Annotated in this window: 12 protein-coding genes; 1 reads left to right on the forward strand and 11 read right to left on the reverse strand. The window is 34.7% G+C overall.

Going from position 1 to position 16,942, the window contains the following annotated elements:
• Positions 1–5 precede the first annotated feature (5 nt).
• The 5 genes from IC221_RS18575 to IC221_RS18595 form a co-directional block, all read right to left on the reverse strand.
• Positions 6–1,619 carry a RagB/SusD family nutrient uptake outer membrane protein gene (locus IC221_RS18575; protein ID WP_188170402.1) on the reverse strand — a complete coding sequence of 538 codons (1,614 nt, stop codon included), beginning with the start codon at positions 1,617–1,619 and terminating at the stop codon, positions 6–8.
• Between the two features lie 23 nt (positions 1,620–1,642).
• On the reverse strand, positions 1,643–4,606 hold the full coding sequence (locus IC221_RS18580; protein WP_223241427.1) for a TonB-dependent receptor: 2,964 nt from the start codon (positions 4,604–4,606) through the stop codon (positions 1,643–1,645).
• A 1,273-nt stretch (positions 4,607–5,879) separates the two neighbouring features.
• On the reverse strand, positions 5,880–6,503 hold the full coding sequence (locus tag IC221_RS18585) for a DsbA family protein (RefSeq protein ID WP_188170404.1): 624 nt from the start codon (positions 6,501–6,503) through the stop codon (positions 5,880–5,882).
• Positions 6,504–6,736: 233 nt separating this feature from the next.
• Positions 6,737–7,645: an LD-carboxypeptidase gene (locus tag IC221_RS18590; protein WP_188170405.1), complete on the reverse strand. Its 909-nt coding sequence runs from the start codon at positions 7,643–7,645 to the stop codon at positions 6,737–6,739.
• A 209-nt stretch (positions 7,646–7,854) separates the two neighbouring features.
• A complete protein-coding gene (locus IC221_RS18595) occupies positions 7,855–8,469 on the reverse strand; it encodes a DUF3244 domain-containing protein (RefSeq protein ID WP_188170406.1) in 615 nt (204 codons plus the stop codon).
• Between the two features lie 380 nt (positions 8,470–8,849).
• On the opposite strand from IC221_RS18595, the gene IC221_RS18600 reads away from it, so the two are divergent.
• A complete protein-coding gene (locus IC221_RS18600; RefSeq protein ID WP_188170407.1) occupies positions 8,850–9,869 on the forward strand; it encodes a hypothetical protein in 1,020 nt (339 codons plus the stop codon).
• A gap of 47 nt (positions 9,870–9,916) precedes the next feature.
• Here the strand turns inward: IC221_RS18600 and argH are convergent, their stop codons facing one another.
• The 6 genes from argH to argC form a co-directional block, all read right to left on the reverse strand.
• The gene (gene argH / locus IC221_RS18605; RefSeq protein ID WP_188170408.1) at positions 9,917–11,203 is read right to left on the reverse strand and encodes an argininosuccinate lyase; all 1,287 of its coding nucleotides are present in this window, start codon (positions 11,201–11,203) and stop codon (positions 9,917–9,919) included.
• Between the two features lie 92 nt (positions 11,204–11,295).
• The gene (locus IC221_RS18610; RefSeq protein WP_188170409.1) at positions 11,296–12,378 is read right to left on the reverse strand and encodes a M20 family metallo-hydrolase; all 1,083 of its coding nucleotides are present in this window, start codon (positions 12,376–12,378) and stop codon (positions 11,296–11,298) included.
• A 285-nt stretch (positions 12,379–12,663) separates the two neighbouring features.
• Positions 12,664–13,443, reverse strand: a complete 780-nt coding sequence (gene argB / locus IC221_RS18615) for an acetylglutamate kinase (RefSeq protein WP_188170410.1) — start codon at positions 13,441–13,443, stop codon at positions 12,664–12,666.
• Positions 13,444–13,545: 102 nt separating this feature from the next.
• On the reverse strand, positions 13,546–14,496 hold the full coding sequence (locus tag IC221_RS18620; protein WP_188170411.1) for an N-acetylornithine carbamoyltransferase: 951 nt from the start codon (positions 14,494–14,496) through the stop codon (positions 13,546–13,548).
• Positions 14,497–14,716: 220 nt separating this feature from the next.
• On the reverse strand, positions 14,717–15,856 hold the full coding sequence (locus IC221_RS18625) for an aspartate aminotransferase family protein (RefSeq protein WP_188170412.1): 1,140 nt from the start codon (positions 15,854–15,856) through the stop codon (positions 14,717–14,719).
• 30 nt (positions 15,857–15,886) lie between these two features.
• The gene (gene argC, locus IC221_RS18630; RefSeq protein ID WP_062615290.1) at positions 15,887–16,876 is read right to left on the reverse strand and encodes an N-acetyl-gamma-glutamyl-phosphate reductase; all 990 of its coding nucleotides are present in this window, start codon (positions 16,874–16,876) and stop codon (positions 15,887–15,889) included.
• Positions 16,877–16,942: the final 66 nt, after the last annotated feature.

Raw genomic sequence — 16,942 nt, forward strand, 5'->3', positions numbered from 1 at the left:
ACCTATTAATAACCAGGGTTTTGATTCAGATTAGGGTTGGCACCTGTTTCCGATGATGGAATAGGATACAATTCATATTTAACATCAACATTATTGATACCGTTTGGCGTTGAAGTGTTTGTTCCTTTATAAGGCCAAGCAGTAACATGTTCACTACTTGTAAATGAATTGAATCTTCTTAGGTCCTGACGTCTGTGGCCTTCCCAGTATAACTCTCTTGCTCTTTCTGCAAGAATATTTGTTAAGTTCATTGCTGGAATTTGTCCTTGACGGTTAGCTCTAGCCCAAAGTCTTGTAAATACTCCTTGATCATGAGTACCATACTTTCTTACTTTAATCTCTGCTTGCATCAACATTGCATCTGCTACTCTAAAAACAGGGTAGTTTACTTCGGCAAAAGATGCATCCCCTTTATTTTCATTTGAATCAACATTTCTGAACTTCATTACTGGAACACCTTCACTGAATTCATAGAAGTTTGAAATTTCAGGAGTATGGCTGTTATCATAGAAAAGTAAGTTTCTATCATCTGAAACATTCTCAAAATATTTACCTAATGAAGTCATCGAGCGGTTACCTCCCCATCCTGGAAGTCCCATGTGATCTCTGTCCATTCCTCCACCTGTAGCTGCATTGATAAGGTAGGTCATACCACCCCAAGTACGTGTTTGGTTACCAAAATAGTTGATAGAGAAAATCACTTCATTACCTTCCTCATAGTTATCCATTAAGAACAACGATTGGTATGCACTTACTTTGTTTTTAGAGTCCAAAGACAAAGCATATCTATTTAACACTTGCTCAACATACGTTTCAGCTTTATCTAAATAGTCACTTGGTAAGACACTAGCATTTAAATAAACAGGAGCGTTTAAGTACAATTTTGTCAGTACCATGTAGGCTACACCGATGTTCGCTTGACCAAACAAACTTTCATTTGTTTCCACAAGGTGTTGCTCATTGTCAGTATCAATAATAGCTTCTAATTCAGAACTAATATAATTGAATAGCTCATCTCCATCATGGCGTTGTCCCCATGGCATTGGTAATTCAGCACCTACAGCATTCTCTTCAGTAACCATTGGTACACCATTACCATATAAATCAAGTGCATGCCAGTAAGAATACGCTCTTAAGAAACGTGCCTCTGCAATTTGGCTTGATAAATCAAAGTCTGATGCATTACAATCTCTGATAAATTGGTTAGCTAGTGAAATTTGATAAATCACTCTGTAGTAAAGTGCTTCATTCAAAGTATTTGTAGGAGACCAAGTCATTGTAGACATATCTGGCTGACCTGGGTCACCCCAACAGTTGATCGCTTCATCTGTTGGCAACTCTTGAGCTTCCCAATATCTACGTAGATATTGAGAGGCTCCTTCGTCTATACCACCAAGATCACCGTTGCCATCAGGACCTTGCTGACCTGTAACAGCATAACCTGCGTATAACTTAGCAAGACCTTGGTTATAATCTTCAATAGTTTGATACACCTTATCTTTAGTATCCACATTTGGATCTACAGGCACTGTATCTAATTGGTGCAAGCATGATGTAAAAGCAGTTGTTGCTACAATCAATGCTGGTGCAATATATTTTTTTAATGAATTTAAGTTCATCTTAGTATCTAATTAATTGGTTATTAAAAGTTCACGTTGAAACCGACCATATATGTAGTTGGTCTAGGATACATATTGTTATCAATACCTCCTTGGATTTCTGGATCAACACCTTTATAACTAGAGAATACAAATGGGTTATTCACTGTACCAAATACTCTCACACTTGAGTTACTACCCCATAAGTTATTGAAGTTATAACCGACCATGATATTGTCAATTCTTAAGAAGTTCGCATCTTGGATGTAGTAATCCGAGTGCAACTGTCTTGTTTGGAACCCAGTGTTGTAAATATCAGTAGTTACGTTGTTTGTATTGCTGTTGGCTGATACATATAATTGATCATAAGCAGAGTTATTAGAGTCAACATTGTTGTATACTTGTGCTCCAAATTGAGCACGACCTGCCATACTGAACTCCCAGTTTTTATACATTAAACGAGTTGTGAAACCGAAGTATAAATTAGCCATAGGATCACCAGCGATATACTTGTCTTTTTCATCGATAACACCATCTCCGTTTCTATCTACATAAGCTCCTTCAATTGGCTTTCCATTTGCATCATAAATTTGCTCATAAACTAAGAATGAATATGGAGTATGACCTACCCTATGAATTTGTATCGTTTCACCAGTACCACCAGAAATACCACCTACTTTCACACCTTCATAATTAGGATCATCTACAGTCGTTAATTTCGTGATCTTAGAATCGTTCCAAGTCATGTTCACACCAAAATCCCAGTGAAAATCTTGCTTTTGGATCACCTTGTAATTTAATGACACTTCAAAACCAGTGTTCTCCATTGAACCTACGTTTGTCAACAACATGTTTGTTAAGTTCGAACCACCCGGTACAGGAATCATGTTGATTAGATCGTTTGTGATTCTGTGATAAGCTTCAGCAGAACCTGTTAATCTGTCATTGAAGAAACCGAAGTCTAAACCAATATTGTAAGTAGTTGTTTCTTCCCACTTGATATTTTCATCATAACCTTCTGGACGAACAGTATTGATGTACTCCCATCTTCCTGTATAAGGATTGTAGAAACCATACATAGAGTTGTTGTCACCTACAGTATAAGTAGGCATATAAGGGTAGTTATCATCAGTAATGTTTTGTTGACCTGTAACACCTACACCCGTTCTTAATTTCAAACTAGAAACAAAGTCTACAGATTGCATCCAAGGCTCTTCCTTGATCTTCCAAGCTAATGCTAATGAAGGGAAAGTACCCCATCTATTATTAGGAGAGAAACGAGATGTACCATCTTGACGAACCGTAACTGTAGCCATATACTTGTTATTAAAAGTATAGTTTGCTCTACCAAAGAACGATACTAAGTAATATTCAGTAGCATATAATCTTTCTGGGTTGTCAACGTTACCATAAACGTTATTTTCATAGTTACTACCTTCCTCGTAGAAGTGTTGCCATGAATAACCACCCATTACATCGAATCTATGTTTACCTAATTCTTTGTTGTACTGTGCATAAACATCTAATAACTCATTTCTTTTTACTTGAGAGAAGTTCGAAACAAAACCACCAATATCATCAGTACCTGATGGACCATTATTTTCGTTCCATGATGTTTCTATGCCTTCATATACACCACCTTTAGAGCTAGAGTAATCATAACCTGCATTTACTTTTAAAGTAAGGTCCTCAAAACCATGAATTTTGTAATCAATTTGAGCATTACCAATACTTCTATTTACAGTTGAAGTATTTGAATTTTGATTGATCATTGCCATTGGGTTAGAAGGAGCATTCACTGATCTTCCAGATAAAGGATCATTAGGATCAGTTACCCATGTATGGTATCCGCCATATTGAGGGTATCTATCATCATAAACCGGCTGTGTAGGATCATAAGCCACTGCACTACCAATAGCACCAGTATTACCAAAATTGTTATTGACAAACATACCTTTCACTGATGCATTTACCTTTAAGTGATCATCCAAAAATGTTGGAGACAAGTTTAAGTTTAGCGTGGTACGATCCATCGAAGATCCTTCTAAAGTACCATTATCTAATGTATAACCTACTGAGGCACGGTAAGGTAAAAATCCTTTTACATTACCAGAAACACCTACGTTATGGTCAGTAGAAACTGATGTTTTAAATACTTCATCTTGCCAATCTGTGTTTGCATCTCCTAGTAAGTGTTCCCCTGGTCTACCTGACATAATATTTCTGTATTGATCAGCAGATAAAACATCTACTTGATTGTTTAGCGTGTTGACAGAAACTGAACCATTATAGTTCACATTGATAGAAGAATCATTAGAAGAACCTTTTTTGGTTGTAATGATAATTACACCGTTTGATGCTCTTGAACCGTAAATTGCCGTCGCTGATGCATCCTTTAATACCGTCATTGACTCAATATCAGCAGGGTTGATGGCGTTTAATGGGTTTCTCATACCAGAAATACCCTTAGAATCAACAGGTACACCATCGATCACAATCAATGGATCATTTGATGCAGAAAGCGATGATCCTCCACGAATACGGATTGTTGATCCAGAACCAGGAGCACCGCCACCAGTAGTAATCTGAACACCAGCAACTTTACCTTGTAATAAACCTTGAGGTGAATTAATTGCACCTTTGTTGAATCCGTCAGCATTAATAGCCTCTACTGAACCTGTAGCATCTTTCTTAGTAGTACTACCATAACCGATAACTACTACTTCTTCTAATTGTTCAGCATCTACTTCCATAGGGACATCAATTACAAACTCAGAACCCAATGAAATATCTTTTGTTAAGTATCCGATATAACTAAAAGATAAAACCTTATCCGCCGCCCCTACACTCAATGTGTATTGACCATCGAAATTTGTTGTTGTTCCTAGTGTTGTCCCTTTTATTACAACAGCAACACCTGGAAGTGGTGCACCGTTTTCATCTACAACAGTACCTTTGATTGATTTTTCTTGTGCAAATACTAAGCTACTTCCTAGAGTAAAGAGCATACACAAGAGGGTACAAACAAAACTTTTGCTTGTAATACGTAATTTTACATTCATAACTTTGTAGTTAAAATTGACTGGTTTTTAACACTCTGCAAAAACAACTTTCCACTACTTCTTTTAATGTATTATGAATAAGACCTATAAAGACGTTAAATAGGCTATAGTACATACTTTTTCAGCATATTACTCACAATTAATCATCAAGAATTAATGCAAAACTATTTTTGACTTAGTGCTTAATTATTTAAACATAAAGTGTAAGGTAAGCCGTACAGAAATATCACTTTTCTGACAAGCTCCAAAATAAATTAGGTTTGATTTTTATTGTTTATTTAATAATAAGTTTAACAGACTTCTTTTTATTTCATTTTCAATTTAGTGCTTCAAAAAATACAAGTGCAAGATAAACACTTTTAGTATGACAATATGATTAATTTATTATAAATGTACGTGTTAAATTTAACCTCATAACATTATATACATGGTAATAATATTTGATATTATTTAAATTAACGTATCATTGATTTAAAATTTAATAAACAAACGGTTTCTATTCGAGTTAATTTTAACGAAAATGAAACCTTATTTTTTAACGTTTAGATTATAAAATTTAGATATAAATGAAAAAAATAATCAAGTTTTTGAAATTGAAATATCTTGAAATTCTCCTAAACCGGTTGCTATAAAAACGAGCTATTTTTTACTGTTTAATGAAAATAAAAAAGCCTTTAACAAAAGATCTATTATGTAATCTTTTATTAAAGGCTTTAAATTAAAATATAACTTTTCTAAGCAGCTACACCATCTAATTATTAAATATAATGGTAGAGCACTTAGCACACCGTAAACTGAGTTTTCGTTAATTAAAGCAATTCCTTTTATGAAGGATAAAGGGTAGTGTATTGTGATTCGCGAGGACGTTGCAATGCAACGTCCCTACAGAACTGCATTTTAGAAGGTTATTACAAAACCTTTGTATTTTGACATGTAATCAAACAATCATTTAGTAGTATCTTCCTCGGCCTTGAAGGGAAAAGCGTTAAGAATTCCATGTATTGAGCCGTTAAAAATGATTTTGCTGTTTGAGCAAAGCGAGTTTAAAATCATTTAGGCGAGAGAAATGGAATTTAGCTTTTGAATTCAAAGCCTTGACTTTTTTGCTTCGTTTTTGTGTTAAGACAAAAATGAAGAAGAAGGAGGTTTGAAAGTAGATACTATAAATGCTTGTATAAAGGCCGATTGTAAGTTGACGATAATTTAGTTTACAGAATATTTAAAGGGTATAACCATAGATTTTGTCTACCATCTCATCACCATCAAAATACCCTGCTGCTAATTCAGTCATTTCTCCATCTCCTTTATCAAATAATAATGATGGGAAGCCATTGGCCAACTGTCTTGCTCTATTGATTTCACCGATCGTGGCTTTTTGATCTTCTTCACTACCCCATGAATCCATGAATAATTTCACATCCAATTCCAGTTTTTGAAGAATAGACAAATAGGTTTTGAAATCATCAAAGCGCTGACCAAAATAAAATTGAGCCTTTTGAAGCTCCGAAATAAAAGCAAGCATTTTGGAAGGTGCATTCTTTTTTACCCAAGTCATAGCCAAAGCAGGCTCAAAACTCGAAAAAGTATACGTCTCATCTTGTGCTAATTCATAAAATTCTGTACTTACTAATGCTCCCGTTCTCTCTTCCATCACTGGTGAATGCTGTTTCATGAACTGATACGTTTGTGCACCGCCTTTAGGTGCTTGTTCTCCAATCCACATTCCTCCAACTAAAAATTCAAACTGAATTTCATCTTTATAAGCTTCATATACTTTTTGTATACTTTCGCTATTACCATAGCACCACCCACATTGAGGGTCCATTATATATATTAGTTTCATTTTATTTATTGTTTGAACAAATATTCATCATTTTATCAGGATAAAAAAATAGTTCACCTTATACTAAAGTGAACTATGAAAAAATATGGGTCAATTACCTTTATTTTTTGAATTTATATTTTGCTAGTGCTCAGTAATGTAAATCAATAATTTATTACAATATAGTGGTATTCAACCCTATAATAAAATTTAAACTCATTATGTTTTTTTCACTTCTGAAAATTAAAATACTGCTATCTATTAAAATTGACAGAAGTGGTCACTTCAATCAGCGCTTTATCCCCAATACATTTAATCTGATATTTTCCCCCTAGCTTTATGGGGGTATTTGGATAATCATGTCCTGCTGTAACATCCGTAATCACTGGAACATTGACTTTTTCCTTTACCATTCTATTAATACTCAGTGGGAAAAAGGGTTCTTCTTCGTCTGGTATACCTGAAAATTGTCCTAGAATAATTGCTTTCACATTTTTGAATGCACCACTACGCTTTAAATGTGTCAAATAGCGATCTATCTGATAAGGTTTTTCTCCAACTTCTTCTATGAACAATATCTTATTTTCAGTATTCAACTCTGAATAAGTAGCTATTTGATCCGCTAAGAGACATAAATTACCCCCAACTATTTCACCTTCTATCACTTGATCACTAAACTTTTCATTTACTTCTCCTTTAATACTCGGATATTCATCATAGAAGAGAATTCCTTTCAATTGACTAAGACTTACTTCTAATTCCTTTTTTGAAAACTGCCCGACCATTGGAGCATGGATCGAGGGAAAACCAAGGTTATTGACACAAATATGTAATGCTGTCACATCAGAGAATCCGATGATGTATTTTGGGTGATCTATAAATTTTGACCAATCGATTCTATCAATAATTCTTGTAAGACCGTATCCACCTCTTGCCATAAAAATGGCTTTAATGTCAGGATCATCTAAGGCCATTTGTAATTTTCCTATTCTTCTGCTATCTGCCCCTGCAAGGCTTCCCCATTCTGCTGCCCATTCTTGATCATTGGGCACAATCAGACCCCACTCTCTCAATACCTCAATTCCTTGTAATGTTGCTTCTACATCTACTTTACCTGAACTAGCCACAACGGCAACTTTATCTCCTCTCTTTAAAGTATTCATATATTTTGTCCCTTCGTTGATTCAATTAAAAATAATCAATACGGTTTATATTCAATCAGATTCTACCTCAAACTTTACTTTAAGTATCATATTATCTTCTAAAAGCAAAAAAGGCTGACTCAAAAAACGAGTCAGCCCTAAAATAATAAGTTTGAGCAATGGAGCGTTAAGCAAAAAAATCTATAGCAAACAAACAGTTACCTTATATATTAAAACATTGTAATTCGATCAGAGTAGATTACATCATTCTCAACTACATTCAAGATGAATTGAGTAACGCCTAAAGATCTTAAATCTATACTTGTGATTGCATTTTCACCTGGTAGAAATGATGTTTCGTACAATAATTCATCATCACCACTTGGAGACTTAAATACAAGATTTACATTTTCTGTTAAAACAGAAGTTGTTTCTACTTTCATTACCGTTCCCTGCATTTTCACAACAAAACCTCTGTTTTTCGTATGCATTGTGTAGTCTCTCATTGAGACTCTTTTAGACTTTGACAACTTAAATTCCCTTGTTACAACTTTGTCTTCAAAAGTCATTTTAAAAACATAAGTTCCTTTTTCTAAAGATGACATGTCAATCTCTTCAAGAGTGCTTGCATTCACCTTTAAATTTTCTTCTAAAAATTGATGTCCTTCATCGTCTAAGACTTTAATTTTTACATCTTTATTATCATTAATAAGAGAGGAGAAGGAGAAGTTAATAGCTACAACTGATTTTTTAACAGAGATTGCATAAGAGATGTCATTCGCAAACGATGCAAATGATAGAACATTTAATAGTAATGTGACGATTAGTATTGTTAATTTCTTCATATTTAGTAAAAAGTTTAAATATTGTTTCAGTTCTAAAGTTCTTAAGGCTAATTTAAAGGAGAGTTTTAAGCAATTTCCTGTCAAATTACAGTTTTCGTAAAAAAACAGTACTTTTATTACATTAATTGTAAAATAGACTATTATTAAATTGTATTATACAAATAAATTAAGTGACTATTCCTAGATAAAGAGCTTCAAATAGTAAAGATTCTATCATTACTAAAGTATTCAAATTCAATTTTTTAAGAGATAAGAATATAAAGAGTAAAAGTCATAGGTTTTTAGAAAACATATTTTAAATTATATAGCAACTCGTTCATAAATAATTATAGCTCCAACTTTCCTAGCTAATGAAATGTATAAGCTTAATCTTCCTTATAATGATGATTTCATTATCAGTGACAGCCCAAAAAAAAGTCTATTTTGATGAAGATTTAAATGAAGTGCCTACTACGTCAAGTGAAAAAAGATATTACAGTGAATATGATTTCTTGGAAGTAAATCAAGACGGTTTTTATCAGCATAACCTCTATGATCTTAAAGGAAACTTATTACAACGTTTTCTAACTGAAGGCTCCTCCATACGAAGTAAAAAGTTTGGTGACTTTACCTCTTATTTTCCTAATGGTCAAATCAAAATGGAAGGTCAATTTTCAACAGGTGAAAAAACAGGACTATGGAAATTGTTTTACGAAAGTGGGAAAATCAAAGAAGAAGGTGAGTTTGAAAATAACCTTAAGATTGGAGTATGGAAAAGGTATTATGAAAATGGACAATTAGAATATACTTTCATTGAGCTTTACAGTATGGAAGGGCAATATATTGAAAGAATTTTTGAAAATGCCTGGGATAAAACAGGAAAACAAACACTTACTGATCAGACAGGGTGGGTTAAGTTCTTTAATGAAGAAGAAAAATACTCTGAAGAAGGAAAACTCAAAATTGGGCAAAAGGAAGGTACTTGGATTGGTACTTATGAAAATGGTCAGAAATTCTACGAGGAAGAATATGAGGCTGATTCTTTAATAAGAGGGGTAAGCTGGGACAAAGACAATAAAAGCTATAAATACACAGATTTGAAAATAGAAGCCTACCCAGAAATGGGATACAAGAAATTTTACAAAAAGTTTTATAACCGTTTCCAATCTAAATATCTTACGAAAAACATATTCAATAACAGTTACACGTATGCAGAAACCCTGTACGTGGCTTTTGATATTGGTTTGGATGGTACGATCAGTAATATTACAGTTTTGAATCCTCAACTTCCAAGTATCAATAATGCTGCTGTAAATACATTACAAGAACTAGAAAATTGGGTTCCTCCTATCATAAGAGGACAAACAGTTGCTTCTACTCACATATTTCCTGTTGAACTTTACTCAAGCGATGAGTATTAAAAAAAACCAACTCTTATAATTAAAAGTTGGCTTTTTTAGGAATTGAACTAGAAGTAAGTAGCTTCCATTCTTTTCTTGATAATATCGTTACCCAAGTTACCAATACTACCTTCATGACTGTGGTTAACTGTTCTCTCAGGATTATACTCTCCTTTTTCGATTCCTTCACCTACAATCACATAAGCCTCTCTGAATGGAATGCCTTGAAGAACAAGTTTGTTTACTTCCTCTACAGAGAACAGGTAACCATAAATTGGAGCTTCTAACAAGCCTTTCGTTGGTTCCATTTTCTCAAACATCAACTTCGTCATTTCCAGGCAGTCATTCAACATCTCAATAGCTGGAAGTAAGATTTCCTTGATCTGCTGTAAATCTCTATGGTAACCAACAGGAAGGTTGCTTAAAATAGACATGATTTGTGTAGGCAATGATGTAATTTGATTACACTTCGCTCTTGTCAATTCTAATACATCTGGATTTTTCTTATGAGGCATGATGCTTGACCCTGTTGTAAATTCATTCGGGAATTTGATAAAACCAAAGTTACCACCTGCATACATACAGCCGTCCATTGACAATTTAGCCACCGTAGCCGCAACAGATGCCATTGCATTAGCAACATGGTACTCTGTCTTACCTCTGCCCATTTGAGCATAAACTACATTAACAGCCATAGACTGAAACTCCATCAGCTCTGTAGTTCTAGTTCTGTTAAGTGGGAAAGATGAACCATACCCTGCCGCTGAACCTAGTGGATTTCTATCCGTAATATCGAAAGCCGCTTTCAGCATCACCATATCATCTACTAATGATTCAGCATAAGCACCTAACCAAAGACCAAAAGAAGAAGGCATCGCTACTTGCATATGCGTATAACCTGGCATTAAGTAATCCTTAAACTCTTCTGACTTTTCAATTAATGTATCAAATAGTGCTTTTGTATTTTTAGATACCTCTTTTAAAGCATCTCTTAAGTACAATTTAAGATCTAATAAAACTTGGTCATTTCTTGATCTACCCGAATGAAGTCTCTTACCTACATCTCCGTAACGTTGTGTCAACAACATTTCTACTTGAGAGTGAACATCTTCAACACCATCTTCAATTACAAAGTCACCTTTTTCAATCTCTTCATAGATTTCTTGAAGACCTTTCAATAAAATATCTCTATCTTCTTCAGTCAACAAACCAACTTCTGCCAACATTGTAGCATGAGCCATTGATCCTTTAACGTCATAGGGCGCCAATAAAATATCTAATTCTCTATCTTTTCCTACCGTAAATTTGTCTACTTTCTCATTTACAGTATATGTAGATTTTTGCCAAAGTTTCATTTTTTCTTTTTTTATTTTAATCAGGTAAACACATCGATTTACCCTACAAATATTCTTTTTAAAATCGCTGAAGCAATAGTAAAAGTTTGACCTTATGCCTCTTGCCCCATTATTATAAATGCACCTTCTAAAATGCGAATATAATCATTAATTCCGTCTGCTATTTCATCCAATAAAATATACTCATTGGCGGTATGTGATCTCGCTGAATCTCCTGGTCCTAATTTCAAACTTGGAATTGGCATCAAGGCTTGATCAGACAATGTTGGGGAACCATACGTCTCTTTTTGATACTGTAAGCCTGCTTTTACTACAGGATGATTTAATGGTGCACCTGAAGGATTTAATCTCGTAGAACGAGGTGTCACTTTACAGCTCACATGCTCTCGAATATGCTCCAGTGTTTCTACATTAGAATAAGCATCTGTAGTCCTCACATCTACCACAAATTTACACTCTGATGGTACCACATTATGTTGTGTCCCTGCCTCAATGCAAGTCACTGACATTTTGATGGGGCCTAACGTTTTCGATTCTTTAGGAAAGTGATAATTTCTAAACCAATCAATATCTTTGATGGCCTTATAAATCGCATTCACTCCTTCATCCCTTGCGGCATGACCCGACTCTCCTTCTGCTACACAATCCAATACCATCAATCCTTTTTCTGCTACTGCTAATTGCATTTGAGTAGGTTCTCCAACGATCGCAAAATCAATCTTTGGCAATTGATCCCATACATCTGCAATTCCTTCTCTCCCTGAAATTTCCTCTTCTGCAGAAGCACACATTACAAGGTTATAAGGCATATTCTCCTTTTCATAGAAATAAAGAAATGTAGCAATTAAACTCACTAATGGTCCACCAGCGTCATTACTTCCTAATCCATATAATACCCCATCCTCAACTGTAGGTTTGAATGGATCACGAGTCCAGTCTTTGTTCGGTTTTACAGTATCTATATGTGAATTTAAAAGGATTGTTTCCTTAGATGGATCGAAGTGAACATTTTTAGCCCAAAGGTTATTTTTATATTGATGAATCTCAATGTTGTTTTCAATAAAAAAACGAGCTACGACTTCTGCTACATCATCCTCTTCTCTGCTCAAAGACTCCGTTGCTATCATTTGTTTTAGTAGCTCAATGGCTTTCTCTACTAATTCTTGATGTTTCATCTTTATTTATTTTTCAGCTAAAAACGTAAATATGGAATTCAGATTTCTTTCTTGTTTTATACAAAATCTGATTGCTTGTAATGTAAATTATGAAAACATCTTCACATATAAGCAGTTATACAATCAAAATCGGAAGTTTTAGTTCTTCTTTTTTTGACTACTCGCCGTTAGAATTTCATCACGTAGCTAAGCACCTTGACTAGTCAAAAAAATAATAATCTAACTTTTCCCAATTTTAAATATTTAACTGCTTAAACAATCAGATTAAAAGTAATCTACATTAAATTATTCTCCAATAATCTTAGTCCCTTTTGGAGTATTGGCTAGTAAACCTTCAACTTTCCCTAGCCATACTTCTTTTACAGAAGCTTCAATTGCATCAAAAGCATTTTTCAATTTAGGCAACATTCCATCAGCTACTACTCCTTCCGCTTTGAACTGCTCAAATTTCTGAGGATCTAATTCTTCTACTAAAGAATTGTCATCATTGATGTCCAATAATACACCCGCTTTTTCAAAACAATATCTTAAAGAAACTTCATGCCCTGCCTGACCTAACGCTACAGCGACTGCTTGTGCCATTGTATCTGCATTGGTATTCAATAATTGACCTTTTTTGTCGTGAGTTAAAGGTGCAATCACAGGTGTAATTCCTTCTTTTGCTAAATTGGCAATTGGACCGGCATTGGCTTTTCGAACATCACCCACAAAACCAAAGTCAATTTCCCATCCTGTTCTTTTATCCGCTTCAATGATATTCGCATCAGCACCTGTCAATCCAATAGCATTCGTACCTTTTGCTTGAAGTTGAGCCACAATCCTCTTGTTGACTAAACCTCCATAAACCATCGTTACCACTTCCAATGTATCAGCGTCTGTAATACGTCTTCCATCCACCATTTTAGGTTCAATGCCTAAACGTTGTGCCATAGCTGTCGCTAATTTACCACCACCATGCACTAATACTTTTGCACCTTCTAACTGAGAAAATTGTTCTAAAAAAGAGGATAATGCAGTCTCGTCATTGATTACATTTCCTCCTACTTTGATTACTGATATTTTCATTTTTGTATTTTCAAAACAGGGACATAGCATTGCTACGTCCCTTGTTATTATATATGTGGGATGTGAGACATTTATTATACTTTGTCTCAAAAGTAATATTGTTTATTCTGTTTCTAGTATAGCTTTTAAAACTGCTGCTGCTGCAAAAGTTCTGTTATTCGCTTCTTCAATGATCAGAGAGTTATCACTATCCAACACACCATCTGAAGCAACAACGTTTCTTCTTATTGGAAGACAGTGCATAAACTTACCATTCTTGGTCAAAGCCATTTTCTCTTCCGTCACTTGCCAAGAATTGTCTTTACAAACTACCTTACCGTATTCTGTAGTTGAAGACCAGTTTTTAGCATAAACAAAATCAGCATCTTTTAATGCTTCATCTTGATCCGTTGTAAAGGTAGCATCACCTACAAATTCAGGATCTAATTCATATCCTTCAGGAGCAGTGATAACTAATTCAACATCATCAGCAGCATTCATCCACTCTGCAAAAGAGTTTGGAACTGCTTGAGGTAATGCTCTTGGGTGAGGAGCCCAAGTCAATACCACTTTTTTCTTTGGTTTATCTGAATTCTCACGAATTGTTACTAAATCAGCTAAAGATTGAAGTGGGTGTCTTGTTGCAGATTCTAAACTTACGATCGGCACATGAGCGTACTTCACAAAGTCTTTCATGATACTGTCTGCATAATCCTCTTCTTTATCTTGAAGGTTTGGAAACGAACGAACTCCAATAATATCACAATACTGACTGATAACAGCTGCTGCATCTTTTAAATGCTCTGCCTTATCACTATCCATTACAACACCATCTTCCGTTTCGATTTTCCAACCGTCTTTATCTATATTCATTACCATCACGTCCATTCCTAAGTGACGTGCGGCACGTTGAGTACTAAGTCTTGTTCTTAAACTAGGATTGAAAAAAAGTAATCCTAGCATTTTATTTTTTCCTACATCACCATAAGCTTCAGGATTGGCTTTAATTGACAATGCACTTTTTACGATTTCATTTAAGTCCTGAACATCGTTTACTGATAAAAACTTTTCCATTTCTAATTCTATGTCTTTGATTGTTTATGTACTAAGCCCAAAATAGATATTGACTAATAATTATTTTTTGTGAGTACGACGCTGAAAAACGTATCAATAGTGATTCTATTTAAAGTTTTTTAAAGGAAGTAATCGCAAAACAATAAACAGAATTAGTATTATATAATTTTGTCTTAGTACTTAAGTAAGGACATTGTAATACAACATCCTTACACATTATTTATGCTATTTCTTTTGTTACATCATTAAAGGCATCTACAAATAATTGTGCTTGCTCTTTTGTCAATGTCAATGGAGGTAACAATCTGATTGTATTTTTATTCGATGATGCACCGGTGAAAATCTTATGCTTCATCAAAATTTCTTTTCTCAAAGGAGCTACAGCTTCATTCAGTTCAATACCCAACATCAGACCTTTTCCTCTGATTTCTTTAATGGCTGGGTTCTGCTTCAATTGCTCCACGATCCACTCTCCTACTTCAACTGATTTTTCAATCAAGTTCTCTCCTTCCAACACATCTAATACTGCAATACCTGCCGCACAAGCTAAGTGGTTTCCTCCGAAAGTTGTCCCCAACATTCCGAATGAAGCTTCAAATTTTGGAGCGATGAAAACACCACCGATTGGGAAACCATTACCCATACCTTTGGCCATTGTCACAACATCAGGAGTAACATTGTACCATTGGTGAGCAAAGAAACGACCGCTTCTACCATAACCCGACTGAATTTCATCTGCGATAAATACTGCATCCTGATCATCACATAATGTTCTAATCGCTTGCATAAATTCTTCAGTTGGCTCATAGATACCGCCAATTCCTTGGATACCTTCTACGATTACCGCACAGATTTCATTTTCCGCAAATGCTTGTTTCAAAGCATCCACATCATTGAAAGGTAAAATCAAAGTATCGTGCACTGCATTCACAGGAGCAACAATATTTTTATTATCCGTTGTTGCTACCGACAATGAAGTTCTACCGTGAAAACCTTTTGTGAATGAAATAATTTTTGTCTTTTTATTATAGAAAGACGCCAATTTGAATGCATTTTCATTCGCCTCAGCTCCAGAGTTACATAAGAAAAGGTTCCAATCGTGATAACATGAAGCTTCACCTAGCTTAGACGCCAATTCTTTCTGTAGTGGGTTCTGAATACTGTTCGAGTAAAAAACTAAGTTTTCTAATTGAGTACTTAGTTTTTCTTTATAATAAGGATGGGTATGACCAATAGAAATTACCGCATGACCACCGTATAAATCTAAATATTTTTGTCCCTCTTTATCATAGATCCAAACATCTTCACCTTTAACAGGCTCAATGTCAAAAAGAGGATATACATCAAATAAATTTGCCATTTTTCGAAACGTTGAATGTGAAAAGTGAGATTAAAATGCCATCGGCTTAAGGTTCAAACCAAGCTTCTCGTCTAACCCGAAGATTAAGTTCATGTTTTGAACAGCTTGTCCTACTGCACCTTTTAATAAGTTATCAATTGCTGAAGTGACTAATAATGTATCGTCATGCTTCTCGACACTGATAAATCCACGGTTAGTATTGACTACTTGCTTCAAATCCAATGGACCATCAATGACATGAGTAAATGCCGCATCTGCATAGTAATCTTTGAATAACTTCACCGCCTCTTCTTGAGAAAGATCCGATTTCAAATAGCATGAAGCTAAAATTCCTCTTGTAAAGTTACCTCTATAAGGGATGAAATTGATTTTGTGATTAAATCCATCTTGTAATTGATTTAATGACTGACCAATTTCTAATAAGTGTTGATGATTAAATGCTTTGTAATGCGAAATATTACTTGTTCTCCAAGTAAAAGCAGTACTTGCCATTAATTTCACACCTGCACCCGTAGAACCCGTAATAGCACTGATATGTACCTCATCATTCAGTTTTTGAGCTGAAGCCAATGGTAATAATGCTATTTGAATAGCAGTCGCAAAACAACCTGGGTTTGCAATATTCTTTGCAGATTGGATCGCTTCTTTATTTAATTCAGGTAAACCATAGATAAACTCACGGTCACCTAATTGCATTGATCTATTTTCAACGATTCCTTCTCCTAATCTAAAATCTTGACTTAAGTCGATGATAATAGTTTCAGGAGCAAATGTATTTTCTTCTAAAAACTTAACAGACTCACCGTGCCCTAAACATAAGAAAATCACTTCCGAATCTTTTACCTCACCAGTAAACTCTAATTCTGTTTCACCAAATAAATCTTTGTGTTGAGCATACAAAGGTTTTCCTACTTGACTACGGCTATGTACATAATCAATTTCTACTTCAGGATGATTAATTAATACTCTTAGTAATTCGCCGCCAGTCATTCCAGCTCCACCTATAATTCCAACTTTCATCTTCTTATGTTTTTAATATTTGTGAGTTTGTATTGTTTGTTTAATCTCTTTTCTTTGGTCCTATCA

It is taken from the genome of Flammeovirga sp. EKP202 (assembly GCF_014534745.1).
In the GTDB taxonomy this organism is placed as follows: domain Bacteria; phylum Bacteroidota; class Bacteroidia; order Cytophagales; family Flammeovirgaceae; genus Flammeovirga.

Coding starts and splice junctions, on each gene's coding strand:
- IC221_RS18575 (WP_188170402.1), bottom strand. CDS start 1,619: ATGAACTTAAATTCATTAAAAAAATATATTGCACCAGCATTGATTGTA.
- IC221_RS18580 (WP_223241427.1), bottom strand. CDS start 4,606: ATGCTCTTTACTCTAGGAAGTAGCTTAGTATTTGCACAAGAAAAATCA.
- IC221_RS18585 (WP_188170404.1), bottom strand. CDS start 6,503: ATGAAACTAATATATATAATGGACCCTCAATGTGGGTGGTGCTATGGT.
- IC221_RS18590 (WP_188170405.1), bottom strand. CDS start 7,645: ATGAATACTTTAAAGAGAGGAGATAAAGTTGCCGTTGTGGCTAGTTCA.
- IC221_RS18595 (WP_188170406.1), bottom strand. CDS start 8,469: ATGAAGAAATTAACAATACTAATCGTCACATTACTATTAAATGTTCTA.
- IC221_RS18600 (WP_188170407.1), top strand. CDS start 8,850: ATGATGATTTCATTATCAGTGACAGCCCAAAAAAAAGTCTATTTTGAT.
- argH (WP_188170408.1), bottom strand. CDS start 11,203: ATGAAACTTTGGCAAAAATCTACATATACTGTAAATGAGAAAGTAGAC.
- IC221_RS18610 (WP_188170409.1), bottom strand. CDS start 12,378: ATGAAACATCAAGAATTAGTAGAGAAAGCCATTGAGCTACTAAAACAA.
- argB (WP_188170410.1), bottom strand. CDS start 13,443: ATGAAAATATCAGTAATCAAAGTAGGAGGAAATGTAATCAATGACGAG.
- IC221_RS18620 (WP_188170411.1), bottom strand. CDS start 14,496: ATGGAAAAGTTTTTATCAGTAAACGATGTTCAGGACTTAAATGAAATC.
- IC221_RS18625 (WP_188170412.1), bottom strand. CDS start 15,856: ATGGCAAATTTATTTGATGTATATCCTCTTTTTGACATTGAGCCTGTT.
- argC (WP_062615290.1), bottom strand. CDS start 16,876: ATGAAAGTTGGAATTATAGGTGGAGCTGGAATGACTGGCGGCGAATTA.